This is a genomic window from Patulibacter ginsengiterrae (assembly GCF_056269115.1).
The window spans coordinates 67,508-83,320 of record NZ_JBWDOG010000002.1 but is presented as its reverse complement, the minus strand read 5'-3'; the positions used below and the strand labels follow the sequence as shown (position 1 = coordinate 83,320).

The window sequence follows — 15,813 nt, the reverse complement described above, 5'->3', positions numbered from 1 at the left end:
CGGACCCGGGTTCAGGCGCTGTGGTCGAGCTGCCGGTTGCGCGCGAGCGGCAGCACCAGCCAGAGCAGCAGCAGGACGATCGCCGTCCACCCGGCCGGGACGAACCGGAACCAGGAGTCGAAGAGCCTGACGCCCACGAGCAGTGCCGCCGAGACCAGCGAGACCGAGGTCGCGGCGGCGCCGGCCAGCAGCAAGCGGCTGCCGACCGCGACGATCCAGACCGCCTGGCCGCGGTGCAGGAGCGCCCGGTGCAGCACGCTCGGCGCCAGCAGCAGCCCGGTCGCGAGCATCCCGAACGTCACCGCAACGACGTAGGCGTCCTGCTCCAGCCCCGTCAGCCGGGCCTGGAACGGCACCGCCAGCAGGAAGCCGATGATGACCTGGATCCCCACTGCCGCGACGCGGGTCTCGACCAGCAGCTCGGAGAGCTGGCGGGTGTGGCGCTGCGACGGCGTCTCCCCCGTCCGCGGCGAGCGGTGCGGGCCGGATTCGGCCCGACCCCGGTCCTGACCCGCGACGGGAGGCTCGCTGCGGTCGTCCGTCATCGGTGCATCGTCTCAGGCGGCGCGACCACCGGGGAAACCGGTGATTTGCAGGGATCACCGAACCCGAGCCCGCTCGCCTAGCGCTTGGCCCGCTTCTTCGCCTTGGCGATCGAGACGGTGCGCTTGGCGGTCGCGCTCTCGACCGCCGCGGTACCGGCGAAGGTGACCGTCACGGCGCCCTTGCCCTTGGCCGCCTTGCCGCTCCGGAGCGAGCGCGGCAGGGTCAGGGTCGCCTTCCAGCGACCCTTGGACAGCGTGGCCGTCTTCTGCACGCGGATCGTCTTGCGCCCGACCTTCTGGGCGTAGGCGACGTTGACCTTGCCCTTGGCGAGCTTGCTGATCGTGCCCGTGACCGTCACGTGCGGGTTCTTCCGGGTGGCCTGGGCGATCTTGAGCGCGGCGGCGACGCCCGGCGTGGTCGGGGTCGTTCCGGGGCCGGGCCCCGGAACGGGGGCCGGGGCCGGGGCCGGGGTGATCGTGATCGTCCTCGTGACGACGGTCTCGTTCGCGACGCTGTCGGTCGCCCGTGCCGACACCGTGTAGGTGCCGGGCGCTGCGTACACGTGGGTGACGCCGAGGCCCGTCGCCGTGGTGCCGTCGCCGAAGTCCCAGGTCAGCGGGGCGTTCGCCGGGTCGGCGACGGTCCCGGTGAAGCGGGCGGGGGTCAGGACGACCGCACTCGCGGGGACGTCGACCGTGACGGTCGGCCCGGTCTCGTCGAACCGGTAGGCCTTGATGCCCCAGTCGCCACTCTCGAGCATCGGGTACGTGGCGACGCCGATACTCGCGCCTCCGTTGCCGAAGGCCTGCGGCACCAGCAGCGGAACCCGCATGGCGGCCATGTTGAACGGCAGGCTCGTCACGGTGCTCGTGGGACCGAAGCTTCCGTCAGGCGCGACACGAGCCACGTCGATCGGGAGGGTCGAGCCGTTGAACTCGACCCAGCCGGCCAGCAGCGAGCCATCGGGCGCCGCGCCGAAGGTCGGCGAGAACGAGGCCGGCGCGGCGCCCAGCCGGGTAACGACCGCGGTCGCCTGCCCGGGAGCGAAGCGCCCCACCATGGCGGACCCGCTGGCGAAGCCGCCCGCGCTCCACCCGAGCGTGATCGCGCCGTCGGGTCCGATCGCGAGACCCAGAGGATCGCCCAGTCCCAAGGCGGGGAAGGCCGCGATCCTGGTGTCCGACACGCTGAAGGGGACGGGGCCGACGAGCGATCCGCTGGCGGGGAGGCGGGCGCCGGTGATCGTGTCGTTGGCGATGTCGTCGTCGGGGTCGAGCACCAGCCAGGCGACGGCGGCACCCGCGGAGGACGCCGACAGGCTGAAGGCCTTCGCGCTGTCCCCGGCCTCCGATACGACGGCGGCAGCGCGGTCGATTCCGCCGCTGGCGTTCAGGCGGGCGACCTTGACCCGGGCGCTGTAATCGATCCATCCCACCCAGGCCGTTCCGGTCGGGCCGGACGTGACCGATGGCCCGTCTAGAGCTCCGGTCGCCTCAGCGGACACACCGAGCGTGACCGGCGTGCTGACGCTGCCGTTGGCCCCCACCCTGGCGGCCCGGACCTCGCGGTTCCCGCCGGGCTCCACGCGCGTCCAGACGACGGTCGCGTTCCCGGCCGCGTCGACGGCGACTCGGACGGCGGTGTAGTCGCCTGCCTCCCCGGCGGTGAGGGTCTCGACGGCGCGGTTGTGCAGGATCGCCCCGTCGGCGCCGAGCATCGTGACGCGCACGGTACGGGCACCGGCCGAGAGGTCGCCCTCGATCCAGGCGACGGCGGTCAGGTTGTTCGCCGACGTCGCCACGACGGGCAGCGACCCGGCGCCCAGCGTGATCGGCGCGGCGACGGTGCCGTCCGGCCGGGCGTGCTGCACCCGGAGAACGGGCGGAATCGCGGTCACCGGTGGATCCGCATCGGGATTCGCCCACCTTCCGGTGAACCACGCGGCGGTCGACGAGCCGTCGGGTGCCGCCGAGAAGCTCCCGCTGAGGCTCCCCGGGGTCACCGCGAACTGCGGGCCTTCGGCCCAGCTGGCCTGTGCGGCGGCCGGCAGAGCGCCGAGCAGCGCGATCGATGCGAGCGCGGCAGCGAGGCGTGCGGGACGGGAGCCGAGACGGCGGCGGCGCGCCGACGATGGTCGACGGGCACGGGAGGACGGCGACATGCGCGCGACCTTGCCATGCGGCAGGGCACCCGACAAGGGGCCTGGGCCCCCTCTTCCCGAGGACGTCGCCCAGGAGGGACCCGGACCCGAACCCGGGACCCCACGATCTTCAGAGCCGGGGGCCGACGCCCATCGCCTCGCGGACCTCGGCGACGACCGGCGCGGCCAGCGCCCGGGCCTTCTGCGCCCCGAGCGCGAGCGCGGCCTCGATCGCATCCTCGTCCCGCCGCAGCTCGACGTAGCGCTCCTGGATCGGGGCAAACAGCGAGACGACCGCGTCGGCGGCGGCGGCCTTCAGGTCGCCGTAGCCGCGAGCGTCCTGGAGGTCCGCCTCGACCTCGTCGGGCGTCCGGTCGCTGGCGGCGGCGAGGATGTCGATCAGGTTGGTGACGCCGGGCTTGTCGGGCCCGCGGCGGATCTCCGGCGGGTTGGCCGAGTCGGTGACCGCCCGCTTGAGCTTCTTCTCGATCGCCTTCGGCTCGTCGAGCAGGTAGACGGTGCCCTCGACCGAGCCGGAGCTGGTCGACATCTTCTTCTCCGGCTGCTGGAGGTCCATGATCCGCGCGGCGACGGTCGGGTAGATGCCCTCGGGCACGGTCAGGATCTCGCGCGGGGGGCCGTCGCCGTCGGTGCCGAACCTGGCGTTGAAGCGCAGGGCGATGTCGCGCATCAGCTCGATGTGCTGGCGCTGGTCGTCGCCGACCGGCACCTGGTCGGCGCGGAAGGCGAGCACGTCGGCCGCCATCAGGACCGGATAGAGGAACAGCCCGGCGGAGACGAGGTCCCGCTGCTGGCCGGACTTCTCCTTGAACTGGTGCATCCGGTTGAGGTCGCCGTGGGCGGTCACCGACGTCAGCAGCCAGGTCAGCTCGGGGACCTCGGGCACGTCGCCCTGGCGGTAGAGGATCGACTGCTCGGGGTCGATCCCGGCCGCCAGCAGCAGCGCGATCGTGTCGTAGGTCCGGTCGCGCAGCTCGCGGGGGTCGTAGGCGATCGTGGTGGCGTGGAGGTCGACCACGCAGAAGATCGACTCGTCGCCGGCCGCGGCCGCGCGTTCCTGCCCCGTCACGTAGTGCCGGATCGCCCCGAGGTAGTTCCCCAGGTGCTTGCGGCCGGTGGGCTGGATTCCGGAGTAGACGCGCACGGCCAGGGAGGGTACCCCGAAGGTCTAAATCGGTATTTCTGATCCGTTTTCATACGTTCCGAACCGGGACGGCGCCCCGGATCCCCCGGTGTGCCGGCCAGGAGCCCGCCATGTTCGCCACCCCCGCCCCCGCACGTCCAGAGACCCGGCGGCGTGCCGCACCGACCCGATAGCGTGGACCGTGCTCGCCCACTGACCCGTAGAGGCCCCCGTTGTTCCAACAGATTCTCGTCGGATGTGACCACGGCCCCGGCACCGCCGACGCGCTGCGACTCGCCACCGAGTTCGCCGCGCTCGACGACACCTGCGAGCTGGTCCTCGTCTACGCGTACGCCCCGAACGCGACCCGGTTCGGCCGCCGCGGCCGCCAGGAGGAGCTGAACGACGCGCTCCACGGCGAGGGGATGGCGATGCTCGAGGAGCTGCGCAACGCGCTCCCGGCCGACCTCCAGTCCCGCACCGAGCTGCTGTCGCTGCCGATCTCGTCGCCGTCGTTCGCGCTCCACGACCTGGCCACCGGCCGCGGCGCCGACCTGATCGTGATCGGGCCCGCCCGCCACGGGGCGGTCGGCCGCCTGGTCCTGGGCAGCGAGAGCATCGGGATCCTCCACGGCGCCCCGTGCCCGGTCGCGATCCCGCCGCGGTCCGACGGCCACGCCCACTCCGCCGACGCGACCCGCGCGATCGGCCCGATCGGCGTCGGCTACGACGGGTCTGAAGTCAGCGACGCCGCGGTCGACTTCGCCGCCCGCCTGGCCGTGAGCCAGGACCGGGCGCTCGACGTGATCGGCGTGTCGGACGTCGTCGCCTGGCCGGTCGTCGACGGCCTCGGGACGATGTCCCCGGCTGTTCCGGCCCCCGATCCGCTCGCGATCGAGGCCGAGATCAGCGCGCTGCTCGAGGAGCGCGTCCAGGCCCTGCCCGAGGGCGTCCGGGCCCGCCCGGTCGCCCTGCACGGCGAGGCCGTCCACGAGCTGGTCGAACGCTCGGCCGAGCTCCACGCGCTCGTCGTCGGCTCCCGCAACTACGGGCCGCTCGAGCACGTGCTGCTGGGCAGCGTCTCGCGGCCGGTCCTCGACCGGGCTCGCTGCGCGGTGATCGTGGTGCCGCGCACGGCGACCGCCGCCGACGCCAAGTAGCGACGCCCCCGCCCTGCCGCTCGCCGCGAACCGCGCGCGGGCGGCAGCGGGTCCGTCGTCGTCGGACCGCCGCCGGATGCCCCGCGGGCTCCCGGACGGCGCCTCAGTCGGTGAACCCGAGGATCAGCTGCGCCGTCTCGAGGGGGACGTCGAGCTGCGGGCAGTGGCCGATCCCGTCCAGCTCGATCCAGTCGGCCTGCGGCAGCAGCTGCTCGCGGAAGCGGACCGCGGCCGACGGCCACGGCAGCAGCCGGTCCTCCGTCCCCCACACGATCCGCACCGGGCAGGTGATCCGCTCCGCGTCGAGCGGGTAGCCCTCGCGGCCCGCGAACTCGATCAACGGCGCGACCGCGCAGCCGAGCACGCCGCGCATCTGGTGGGAGAGCAGCTCGGCCGGGATGTGCTCGAAGTTGGTGGTCGTGAACTGGGTCGCCGCGCGCCGCCCGGCCTCCGTCGCCATCAGCGCGTCCGCCTGCGGCGCCACCGTCCGCAGCTGGGCCTGCATCGTCTCGAAGTAGCCGAGCGTGTCCGCCACCGTCGGGTCGTCGGCGGCCCAGCCCCCGGCCGGGGCGAGCGCCACCACCGAGGTCGCCCGCCCGCGGGCCGCGAGCTGTAGGGCCACGTAGCCGCCGAGCGAGTTGCCGACGAAGTGGGCGGTCTCGAAGCCGGCCTCGTCCATCGCCCGCTCGATCGCGTCGGGCAGCAGGTCGGCGCTGACCTCGCCCTCCAGCGGCGGCCCACCGGCGTGCCCGAGCAGCGTCGGGGCGAGCACGTCGTGGCGTCGCTCCAGCGCCGGCAGCACCAGCTCCCAGGTCCGCCAGGTATCGGTGAACCCGTGCAGGCAGACCAGCGGTGGGCCGGAGCCGCCGCGGTGCGACGGGGTGAAGATCGAGTACACCGGCGGAAGGCTAGTCGGCGCACGCCGCGGCACCCTTCCGGCCCGGGCTCCGCGCTCCGTGACCCGAAGGCCGTCGCCCCCAGGCGCGTACCCCGGCGCCGACGAAAGAAGATCTCGGGTCGTGTCGAAAAGCCAGGTCGCCCGTTCGACGTCGTGATGAACAGGCGGTTCCGCACTAGGGTCGGGACCGCACTACCGAAGAGGAGACGGATGTCATGAAGGTCATGGTCATGATCAAGGTCAGCGGCGCGGACGAGGACAAGATCGCCCCGACGAAGGAGATGTTCGCGGCGATGGGCGCCTACAACGAGGAGCTCGTCAAGGCGGGCATCATGCTCGACGGCGACGGGCTCCGGCCCAGCTCCGCCGGAGCCAAGGTGATCTTCGAGGGCGGCACGACCTCGGTCGTCGACGGCCCGTTCACGGAGGCCAAGGAGATCATCGCCGGCTACTGGATCTGGGAGGTGCGTTCGCTGGAGGAGGCCGTCGAGTGGGTCAAGCGCTGCCCGAACGACCCGGACAACGAACCCCGCTCGGTCCTGGAGATCCGTCCGTTCGCCAGCATGGAGGACTTCGGCGACGCCTTCACCCCCGAGCTGCAGGAGCAGGAGGCGCGGCTCGGCGAGCGGATCCGGGCCCGACTCGAGGACGCCTGAGCGACCGCGAGCCGGGGAGTCACCGATGCCCGACGAGCGGCGCACCGTCGAGGCGATCTGGCGGATCGAGTCGGCCCGCCTGATCGCCTCGCTGACCCGGCTCGTCCGCGACGTCGGGCTCGCGGAGGAGCTGGCTCAGGACGCGTTCGTGCTTGCGCTCGAGCAGTGGCCGCGTCAGGGCGTGCCGCCGAACCCCGGCGCGTGGCTGATGACGACCGCCAAGCACAAGGCGATCGACCTGATCCGGCGCGAGCGCTCCCGGGACGACAAGTACGGGCAGCTCGCGGCGTTGGCGGCCGACGTCCCGGACGGGTCGGCCGCGAGCGTCGCCGCCGTCGACGACGACCTGCTGGCGCTGATCTTCGTCACCTGCCACCCGGTCCTGCCGCGGGAGTCGCGCGTCGCCCTGACGCTGCGGCTGCTCGGTGGCCTCTCGACCGACGAGATCGCGCGGGCGTTCCTCGTCCCGTCGGCGACGCTCGGCCAGCGGATCTCGCGCGCGAAGCGCACGCTCGCCGAGGCCCAGGTGCCGTTCGAGCGGCCGCAGGAGGACGAGCTGCCGGCGCGGCTGGCCGCGGTCCTGGAGGTCGTCTACCTCGTCTTCAACGAGGGCTACGCCTCGACCTCGGAGGAGCGCTGGATCCGCCGCGACCTGGCCGGCGAGGCGATGCGGCTGGGACGGGTGCTCACCGGACTGCTGCCCCGTGAGCCGGAGGTCCACGGCCTCGTCGCCCTGATGGAGCTGCAGGCCTCGCGGTTCGCCGCCCGGACCGGTCCCGACGGCGAGCCGATCCTGCTCGCGGATCAGGACCGGCGGCGCTGGGACCGGACGCTCGTCCACCACGGGCTGGCCGCGCTCGACCAGGCCACGCGCCTGCGCCGACCGCTCGGGCCCTACACCGTGCAGGCCGCGATCGCCGCCTGTCACGCTCGCGCGCCGCGCTTCGCCGAGACCGACTGGGAGGGCATCGTCGCGCTCTACGACGCACTCGCCCAGATCGCGCCCTCGCCCGTGGTCGAGCTGAACCGTGCGGTCGCGGTGCTGCACGCGGACGGCCCCCAGGCGGCGCTCGACGCGCTCGACGCCGTCCGCGACGATCCGCGGCTGGCCCGCTACCACCTGCTCGGGGCCGTCCAGGGCGACCTGCTGCTGCGGCTCGAGCGGCCGCTCGAGGCCGCCGCCGCACTCGACCGGGCCGCCGATCTGGCCCCGACCCAGCGGGAGCGCGAGCTGCTGCGGGAGCGAGCCGAGGCGGCGCGCGATCCCCGCCGCGTGGCCGACTCGACGTAGCCGACCGCGCCCCGGCGCGCCCGTCGACGCCGGCTCACGGCACGCGCGCCGGGACCCTAGGCAGCCGCGCCCTCCTGCGCCCGACGGGCAGCGACCGCCCGCTCGGTGTCCTCGGTCACGAGGTCGTGGTTGATTGCCGCCCCGGCGCGGACGCCGGCGTCGGCGGCCCCGACGACCTGCGCCATCAGGTTGCCAGCGTTGCCCGCGACCCAGACGCCGGGGACGTTGCTGAGCCCGGTCGGGTCGGTCTCGACGTGCTCCCCGATCCCCATCGGATGGACGACGGTCGTCAGGCCGAGCCCCGCGAGGCCGTCGGTCCGTGCCACGAACCGCGGCATCACGACCAGCGCCTGTCGCTCGACCAGCTCGCCACCGGGCAGCCGCACGCCGCGAAGACGGTCGTCGACGGTCTCGAGCGCGGCGACCCGGTCGTCGACCACGGTGATCCCGCGAGCCGCCAGCTGCTCGGCCTGCTCCTCGGTCAACGGCGGCACATCGTGCAGGAAGAGCGTCAGATCGGCGGTCCACTGGCGGAAGTGGAGGGCCTGGAAGACCGCGTGCGCCCCGACCCCGACCACACCGATCGCCCGGTCCTGGACCTCCCAGCCGTGGCAGTACGGGCAGTGCAGGACGTCGCGGCCCCAGTGCTCGCGAACGCCCGGGATCTCCGGCAGCTCGTCGGTCAGCCCGGTCGCGATCAGCAGCCGGCGCGCGGCGACCGTGCGGCCGTCGTCGAGCGTCACCACGAAGCCGTCGTCGCCGCGAACGGCCGACGTGACCTGGCCCGGGCGGATCTCACCGCCGTAGTCGCGGACCTCGGCCTGGCCCGCCTCGATCAGCGCGGCCGGGGTCATGCCGTCGCGGGTCAGGAAGCCGTGGACACCGGTGGCCGGCGCGTTGCGCGGCTGGCCACCGTCGATCACCAGCACCGAGCGCCGCGCCCGCGCCAGCGTCAGCGCCCCGCTGAGTCCGGCCGCACCGCCGCCGATCACCACCGCGTCGTAGGACCGCTGTTCCGTCCGCTCCGTCGTCGTCATGCCTACGACGATGCCGCCCCCGCCCAGATTCGGCAAGTGCGCTTGCCAAACTGGCAACGCGACGGGCGGGCCGCCCCAGCCCGGCTCAGTCCGGCGGGTCCTGTCCGTGGCCGGGACCGGAGTCGGCGACCGCGCCCTCTCCCGACTCGACCGGCAGCACGTGCACCCGCTCCCCGTCGGGGCCGAAGATCCCGATCAGCTCGGCGGGCTCGTCGACCACGCCGATCCAGTGCGGGGTCCAGGTGCTGAACTCGACCGCGTCCCCCGGTTGGAGCACGTAGTCCTCGTCGCCCAGCACCAGCCGCACGCGGCCGACCAGGACGTACAGCCAGTCGCGTCCACCGTGGGTCCGCGGCATCGGCTCGCGCCGGTCGGCGGGCAGCCGGATCTTGAAGGCGTGGTGGCCGCTCCCCTGGGGATGCTGGTTGAGCGGCCAGAAGGTCATGCCGTCGCGGGTCGTCGGCGCCGAGCGCACGCGCGGGTCCTCGACCGGCGGCGCCCCGAGCAGGTCGTCGGCGCTGACGCCGAGCGCGCGCGCCAGCGACGGCAGGTGGTCGAGCGTCAGCCGACGGGCGCCGGACTCCAGCCGGCTGAGGGTCGAGGCGTCCATCCCCGCCGCCGTCGCGACCGCGGCCAGCGTCAGCCCGCGCTCCTGCCGCAGCGCCCGCAGGCGCCCACTGACCCGGGCCTGGACGTCGTCGCCGGCCCGATCCACCTGCTCGCTTGCCGCCATGACACGACAGCGTGCCAGGCTCGATGCCGGCGCGCCAGACGAGTCGCACGGCGACCGCCGGGCGTGCGGCCGATCGCGGGCGGATGGTTGAATCGGACCGCGGAGGAGCCCCGGGTCGGAACCGGACCGATTCCTTTTCGGTGCGGCTGTCGTCTCAACAGGCAGTTCGACCAGCCATCCCCTGAGAGGTCTCCCATGAGCGCAGTCACCACCAACGCCGCCGTCGTCTCCGCCGACGGCACCCGGATCGACTTCGACGCGGCCGGCAGCGGTCCGGTCGTCGTGCTCGTCGCGCCCGCGCTGGCCGACCGCTCGGACGCCGGCCCGCTGGCCGCACTGCTCGCGAAGCGCTTCACCGTCGTCAACTACGACCGCCGCGGTCGCGGCCAGAGCGGCGACACCGCGCCCTACGCCGTCCCGCGCGAGGTCGAGGACCTCGAGGCCCTGATCGACGCCAACGGCGGGTCCGCCCGGCTCTTCGGCGTCTCCTCCGGCGCGGTCCTGGCGCTCGAGGCGGCAGCGAGCCTGCCCGGCAAGGTCGGCGGGGTCGTCCTCTACGAGCCGCCGTTCATCGTCGACGACGGTCGCGCCCCGGTCCCGGCCGACTACGGCACCCGGGTCACCGAGCTGGCCTCGAGCGGTCGCGCGGGCGATGCGGTCGAGCTGTTCATGACCGCCGCGCTCGGGATCCCCGCCGCCTACCTCGACGGGATGCGCGAGGACCCGTCGTGGGCGGCGATGGAGGCGCTCGCCCCGACCCTCGCCTACGACGCCGCGATCATGGGCGACAGCCAGTCGGGCCGGCCGCTGGCGACCGAGCGCTGGGCCGCCGCGGCGACTCCCGTGCTGGTGCTCACCGGCGGGGCCAGCGAGCCGTTCGTGGGCCGCGCCGCCGAGCAGCTCGTCGCCGGCCTGCCGAACGCCCGGCACCAGCAGCTTCCGGGCCAGGACCACTCGGCGGTGATGGCGGCCCCCGACGTGGTCGCCGCCGCGATCAGCGTCGCGTTCGGGAGCTGAGCGTGCGCGCTCCCGAGGCCCGGCCGGACGGCCCGCGGGGCGCCGTCCACCCCGCCGCCGGCGTGCGCGACCCGGCCGCCTTCGCGGCGCTCGCCGAACGCCACCGGCGCGAGCTGCGGGCCCACTGCTACCGGATGCTGGCGTCGCTCGACGAGGCGGAGGACCTCGTCCAGGAGACGTTGCTGCGGGCCTGGCGCCGCCGCGAGAGCTTCGAGGGGCGCTCCAGCTTCCGCGCCTGGCTGTACCGGATCGCCACCAACGCCTGCCTCGACCACCTCGACAAGCACCCGCGCCGTCCCCAGCCGTACGTGACGCCGACCGCGGGGCCGTCCCCCGCCGTGGCGCCCGCCTCGGTGCCGTGGCTCCGGCCGTGCCCCGACAGGCTGCTCGAGCCGACCGCGCCCGCCGAGGCCGAGCCCGACGCCGCGGTGGTCGCCAAGGAGACGGTCGAGCTCGCGTTCCTGATCGCCGTCCAGCACCTGCCGCCGCGGCAGCGGGCCGTGTTGCTCCTGCGCGACGTGCTCGGCTGGTCGGCGGCGGAGACTGGCGATCTGCTCGATCTCAGCGTCCCGGCCGTCAAGAGCGCGCTCCAGCGGGCACGCGGCACCCTCGGCCAGCACCTGCCGGCCGACCGCACAGGACGCACCGCCGCCGAGGCGACCGACGAGGACCGCGCCGCCGTCGCACGCTACGTCGCCGCCTCGGAGCAGGGCGACATGACCGCGCTGGCCACGCTGTTGCGCGAGGACGTCCGCCACACGATGCCCCCGAACCCGCACTGGTTCGAGGGCCGCGAGGCGATCCTCGAGATGTGGGGCCAGGTGCTCGTCGGCCCCGAGCGCTGGGGCGACTGGCGGCTGGTCGAGACCCGCGCCAACGGCCAGCCCGCCGTCGCCAGCTACGTCCGCCGCGCGGGTGACAGCGACTACCGGGCGGTCAACCTCGACGTGCTGCGGATCGAGGGCGGGCAGGTCGTCGAGGTCACCACGTTCGAGCCCGACGTCCTCGCGGCGTTCGGGCTCGAGCTGACGCTGGCGGCCTGAACCAGGTCCCGATCCGGGCATCGCGCTCGCGGTGGCGCGGTCGCTCCGGTCCGGCGTCCGCCCGAGCGGTCGTCGTCGGCGCCGCGAGCCGTAGGCTGGACGGGTGCTCCCGGACTGGCTGACGGTCGATCTGCGTCCGGTTCCGGCCGCCAACGTGGTCCTGGTCGGTGCCTACGACGGGCGCCCTCCGGTCCTGATCGACGCCGGGACCGGAACCACGCCGGGCACCGCCCGGACCGCGCGGTTCCTCCGCGAGAACGGCGTCGCGCCCGAGACGCTGGGCACGATCGTCTGCACCCACTTCCACGCCGACCACGTCGGCGGCTGCGCCTGGCTCCAGGCCGAGCACGGGGTCCCGGTCGCCGCCCACGAGATCGAGGCCGCGTTGGTCAACGCCCGCGATCCGCGCGCTTGCGACAGCCGCTGGCTGGGGCTCGAGGTCGGCCCGTACACGGTCGACCGACCGTTGGCCGACGGCGACGCGATCGAGGCCGGCCCCGGCTTCGTGGTCGTCCACGTGCCGTCGCAGACGCCAGGACACATCGCGCTCTGGCAGCCGGAGGAGCGGATCCTCGTCTCCGGCGACCTGCTCCAGGCCGACGACGTCGCCTGGGTCCCGACCGGCGGCCCCTGGCACGAGGGCGCGTTGGAGCGGACGATCGCCGCCGTCGAGCGGCTCGCCGCACTCGAACCGCGGATCGTCGTGCCCGGCCACGGTTCGCCCGTGACCGACGTCCCGGCCGCCGTCGAGCGGAACCTCGCCCGCTACGCCCGCTGGCGCGACGACCCCGAGCAGGCGGTCTGGCACTTCGTCCGCCGGGTCGTCGTCTCCGGCGCGGTGGTCGAGCCCGTCCATCCGGACGATCCGGCGACCTCGTTCGCCACGACCGGCTGGCTCGCCGAGGTCGCGACCGCGACCGGCCACGAGCGCTCGGCGCTGATCCAGGCGCTGGTCGCGGCGTTCGTCGAACGCGGGGTGCTCAGCCTCGACGGCGAGCGGGTCGTGCCCGCGATCGAGCACGAGCCGCCCGGGCCGCTGCGGATCGGGCCCGGGGATCCGGCGGCGTGGCCGCCGCCCCGGGCCTGACCTCCCGGAGCGGCGACGGGCTCGCCGCTAGGCCGTCCGCGGCTGGCGGATGACGGGCTGCTTCGCCGCGCGGGCCTCGTCGAGCCGGCGGACCGGCGTCGAGTAGGGCGCGTTCTGAGCGATCGTCGGATCCTCCTTCGCCTCGCGCAGGATCTCGGCCAGCGCCTCGGCGAAGGCGTCGAGGGTCTCGCGGGCCTCGGTCTCGACGGGCTCGATCAGGAGCGCCTCCTCGACCAGCAGCGGGAAGTAGACCGTCGGCGGGTGGAAGCCGTGGTCGAGCAGCCGCTTGGCGAGGTCGAGCGTCTTGATCCCCAGCTCGCGCTTCATCGGCCCGCCCGAGATCACGAACTCGTGCATGCAGCGCTTGCCGAACGCGAGCGGCAGCTGCTCCCGCACGCCCAGCTCCTCGAGCTTCGCCAGCAGGTAGTTGGCGTTCAGCACGGCGGTCTCGGAGGCGTCGCGGAGACCGCTGCCGCCGAGGCTCTTGATGTACGAGTAGCAGCGGACGAAGACGCCGTAGTTGCCCTGGAAGCCCCGGAGCTTGCCGATCGAGCGCGAGCCCGGACCGTCCTCCGGCGCGTCCAGCAGCGAGAAGCTGCCGTCCTCGTCCTCGCGGATCACCGGGACCGGCACGAACGGCGCGATCCGGTCCGAGACCGCGATCGGGCCGGAGCCCGGACCGCCGCCGCCGTGCGGCTGGGTGAACGACTTGTGCAGGTTGAAGTGCACGATGTCGAAGCCCATGTCGCCCGGGCGGGTGATCCCCATGATCGCGTTGAGGTTCGCGCCGTCGTAGTACAGGACGCCGCCGACCCCGTGGACGATCGAGGCGATCTCCTCGATGTTCGGGTCGAAGATCCCCAGCGTGTTGGGGTTGGTCAGCATGATCAGCGCGACCTGGTCGTCGGCCTTCGCCCGCAGGTCGTCGATGTCGACGCCGCCGTCGGCGTTGGTCGCGACCTTCACGACCTCCAGGCCCGCCATCGTGACCGTCGCCGGGTTCGTCCCGTGGGCGGTGTCCGGCGTCAGGACCTTGGTCCGCGTCTCACCGCGGGACTCGTGGTAGGCCCGGGCGAGCAGCACGCCGGCCAGCTCGCCGTGGGATCCGGCCGACGGCTGGAGGCAGACGTGCGGCAGGCCCGAGACCTCGGCCAGCTGGCGCTCCAGGCCGTACATGACCTCGAGCGCGCCCTGGGCGTGATCGGCGGTCTGGAACGGGTGCAGGCGCGCGTGACCCGGCAGCGCCCCGACCCGCTCGTGCAGCCGCGGGTTGTACTTCATCGTGCACGACCCGAGCGGGTAGAAGCCCGTGTCGAGGTCGAAGTTGCGGCGCGAGAGCCGCACGTAGTGTCGGACCAGCTCCGGCTCGGTGACCTGCGGCAGCGCGGCGGGATCCTGGCGGCGGAACCGCGCGGGCAGGATCTCGTCGAGCGCGACCTCGGGGACGCCGCTCGCGGGCGCGACGAAGGCGCGGCGGCCGGGCGAGCCCTTCTCGAAGATCGTCGTCGCGTGGTCGCGCTGGATCGGGTTGACCGAGGTCGTCGGCGCAGCCAGCGGACGCGGGTCGGAGCCACCGGCGGCCGGCAGGATCGCCTCGTTCTGAACGGTGCTCATGCGTGGACTCCCGTGGGGCGGGCGGCGGAATCGAGGGTGGCGCGCTGGGCGGCGACCGCGTCCCGCAGCAGCATCGCGAGCTCGTCGATCTGGTCCTTCGTGCGCTGCTCGGTGATCGCCACCAGCAGGCCGTCGTCGAAGACGCCGCCGTGGGTCCGCGTCAGCGCGAGGCCCGGGTTGACGCCCTGGTCCTGGCAGTAGGCCACGACCCGCTCGACGTCGATGCCGGGCAGCCGCAGCGCGAACTCGCGCACGACCGGCTGGTCGTGCAGCAGCTCGACGCCCTCGACCGCGGCCAGCGTCGTGCGGGCGTAGTGGGTCCGCTGGACCAGCAGCTCCGCCAGCTCCGGCAGACCCTCGCGGCCGAGCCAGCCGAGGTAGACGACCCCGGCGAGCGCGTTCAGCGCCTGCGAGGTGCAGATGTTCGACGTCGCCTTCTCGCGACGGATGTGCTGCTCGCGGGTCTGGAGCGTGAGGACGAAGCCGCGGCGACCGTCGACGTCGACGGTCTCCCCCGCGATCCGGCCGGGCATCCGCCGCAGGAACGCCTCGCGTGCCGCGAAGAAGCCGAACGACGGACCACCGAAGTCGAGCCGGTTGCCGAGCGTCTGGCCCTCGCCGACGGCCACGTCGACGCCGGTCTCGCCGGGGGGCGCCAGCACGCCGAGCGTGATCGGGTCGTAGGCACCGACGACGACGACCTTGTCGCCCCCGGCCGTGTCGGCCTTGGCCGCAGCGGCCAGCGCCGCCACGTCCTCGACCGCGCCGAGGAAGTTCGGCTGCTGGAGGATCGCGGCCGAGGTCTCGCCGTCGATCGCGGCGCTCCACGCGTCGAGGTCGGTGGCGCCGTCCTTCAGCGGGACGACGATGATCTCGCTGCCGTAGCCGACGGCCAGCGTCTCGAGCGTCTGGATCGTGTGCGGATGGGCGCCCGCGGAGACGACGATCCGCCGCTTGCCGTTGGCGAGCTTGGCGAGGTAGGCCGCCGCGGCGACCGCGCTCGGGCCCTCGTAGACCGACGCGTTGGAGACCGGCAGCGCCGTCAGCTCCGAGATCGCGGTCTGGTACTCGAACATCGTCTGCAGCCCGCCCTGGGAGACCTCGGGCTGGTACGGCGTGTAGGGGGTCAGGAACTCCGACCGCCCGAGCAGCATGTCGATGATCGCCGGGACGTAGTGGTCGTACATCCCCGCCCCGAGAAAGGTGACCTCGTCCTCGGCGGACGTGTTCTTCGCCGCGAGCCCGCTGAGGTGGGTGTAGACCTCCTGCTCCGACAGGCCGTCGGGCAGATCGAGCGGTCGGTCGAGCAGCAGCGCCTGCGGGATCTGCTCGGCGAGCAGCTCGTTGATCGAGCCGACGCCGACCGCGGCAAGCATCGCCTCGCGATCGACGTCGGTGGCGGTCGTGTAACGGGTCACGGTAGAGGCCCCTTCGGGGGAGATGGGCG

14 protein-coding genes are annotated in these 15,813 nt (G+C 73.7%); 6 read left to right on the top strand and 8 right to left on the bottom strand.

Annotation, left to right across the window (positions count from 1 at the left end; genetic code table 11):
- Positions 1 to 11: 11 nt before the first annotated feature.
- From ACVUH9_RS03820 to trpS, 3 genes are all read right to left on the bottom strand, one after another.
- The gene (locus ACVUH9_RS03820; protein WP_475754105.1) at positions 12 to 545 is read right to left on the bottom strand and encodes a DUF6328 family protein; all 534 of its coding nucleotides are present in this window, start codon (positions 543 to 545) and stop codon (positions 12 to 14) included.
- A 77-nt stretch (positions 546 to 622) separates the two neighbouring features.
- Positions 623 to 2,443, bottom strand: a complete 1,821-nt coding sequence (locus ACVUH9_RS03815) for a PKD domain-containing protein (RefSeq protein WP_475754103.1) — start codon at positions 2,441 to 2,443, stop codon at positions 623 to 625.
- Positions 2,444 to 2,816: 373 nt separating this feature from the next.
- Complete coding sequence (gene trpS / locus ACVUH9_RS03810; RefSeq protein ID WP_475754101.1) at positions 2,817 to 3,851, bottom strand: tryptophan--tRNA ligase; 1,035 nt, start codon at positions 3,849 to 3,851, stop codon at positions 2,817 to 2,819.
- Positions 3,852 to 4,063: 212 nt separating this feature from the next.
- On the opposite strand from trpS, the gene ACVUH9_RS03805 reads away from it, so the two are divergent.
- Positions 4,064 to 4,990, top strand: coding sequence for a universal stress protein (locus ACVUH9_RS03805; RefSeq protein WP_475754099.1), 927 nt, complete (start codon positions 4,064 to 4,066; stop codon positions 4,988 to 4,990).
- Positions 4,991 to 5,093: 103 nt separating this feature from the next.
- On the opposite strand, the gene ACVUH9_RS03800 is transcribed toward ACVUH9_RS03805, so the two are convergent.
- Entirely contained in the window at positions 5,094 to 5,888 is a 795-nt protein-coding gene (locus ACVUH9_RS03800) for an alpha/beta fold hydrolase (protein ID WP_475754098.1), read from the bottom strand.
- Between the two features lie 215 nt (positions 5,889 to 6,103).
- On the opposite strand from ACVUH9_RS03800, the gene ACVUH9_RS03795 reads away from it, so the two are divergent.
- Both ACVUH9_RS03795 and ACVUH9_RS03790 read left to right on the top strand, forming a co-directional pair.
- Positions 6,104 to 6,544, top strand: coding sequence for a YciI family protein (locus ACVUH9_RS03795; RefSeq protein WP_475754096.1), 441 nt, complete (start codon positions 6,104 to 6,106; stop codon positions 6,542 to 6,544).
- A 25-nt stretch (positions 6,545 to 6,569) separates the two neighbouring features.
- Positions 6,570 to 7,835: an RNA polymerase sigma factor gene (locus ACVUH9_RS03790; protein ID WP_475754094.1), complete on the top strand. Its 1,266-nt coding sequence runs from the start codon at positions 6,570 to 6,572 to the stop codon at positions 7,833 to 7,835.
- Between the two features lie 56 nt (positions 7,836 to 7,891).
- Here the strand turns inward: ACVUH9_RS03790 and ACVUH9_RS03785 are convergent, their stop codons facing one another.
- Positions 7,892 to 8,872, bottom strand: a complete 981-nt coding sequence (locus ACVUH9_RS03785) for an NAD(P)/FAD-dependent oxidoreductase (RefSeq protein ID WP_475754093.1) — start codon at positions 8,870 to 8,872, stop codon at positions 7,892 to 7,894.
- Between the two features lie 85 nt (positions 8,873 to 8,957).
- Positions 8,958 to 9,605, bottom strand: a complete 648-nt coding sequence (locus tag ACVUH9_RS03780) for a helix-turn-helix domain-containing protein (protein WP_475754091.1) — start codon at positions 9,603 to 9,605, stop codon at positions 8,958 to 8,960.
- 195 nt (positions 9,606 to 9,800) lie between these two features.
- On the opposite strand from ACVUH9_RS03780, the gene ACVUH9_RS03775 reads away from it, so the two are divergent.
- The 3 genes from ACVUH9_RS03775 to ACVUH9_RS03765 all read left to right on the top strand — a co-directional run bounded on the left by ACVUH9_RS03775 (position 9,801) and on the right by ACVUH9_RS03765 (position 12,752).
- Positions 9,801 to 10,622: an alpha/beta fold hydrolase gene (locus ACVUH9_RS03775; RefSeq protein ID WP_475754089.1), complete on the top strand. Its 822-nt coding sequence runs from the start codon at positions 9,801 to 9,803 to the stop codon at positions 10,620 to 10,622.
- A 2-nt stretch (positions 10,623 to 10,624) separates the two neighbouring features.
- A complete protein-coding gene (locus tag ACVUH9_RS03770; RefSeq protein ID WP_475754087.1) occupies positions 10,625 to 11,665 on the top strand; it encodes an RNA polymerase subunit sigma-70 in 1,041 nt (346 codons plus the stop codon).
- A gap of 103 nt (positions 11,666 to 11,768) precedes the next feature.
- Positions 11,769 to 12,752 (top strand): MBL fold metallo-hydrolase, encoded by a 984-nt coding sequence (locus ACVUH9_RS03765; protein WP_475754085.1) that lies wholly within the window; start codon positions 11,769 to 11,771, stop codon positions 12,750 to 12,752.
- 27 nt (positions 12,753 to 12,779) lie between these two features.
- Here the strand turns inward: ACVUH9_RS03765 and gcvPB are convergent, their stop codons facing one another.
- Together gcvPB and gcvPA are read right to left on the bottom strand one after the other, a co-directional pair.
- On the bottom strand, positions 12,780 to 14,366 hold the full coding sequence (gene gcvPB, locus ACVUH9_RS03760; RefSeq protein WP_475754083.1) for an aminomethyl-transferring glycine dehydrogenase subunit GcvPB: 1,587 nt from the start codon (positions 14,364 to 14,366) through the stop codon (positions 12,780 to 12,782).
- Entirely contained in the window at positions 14,363 to 15,784 is a 1,422-nt protein-coding gene (gene gcvPA, locus ACVUH9_RS03755; RefSeq protein ID WP_475754082.1) for an aminomethyl-transferring glycine dehydrogenase subunit GcvPA, read from the bottom strand. Before gcvPA ends, gcvPB begins: the two co-directional genes overlap by 4 nt.
- Positions 15,785 to 15,813: the final 29 nt, after the last annotated feature.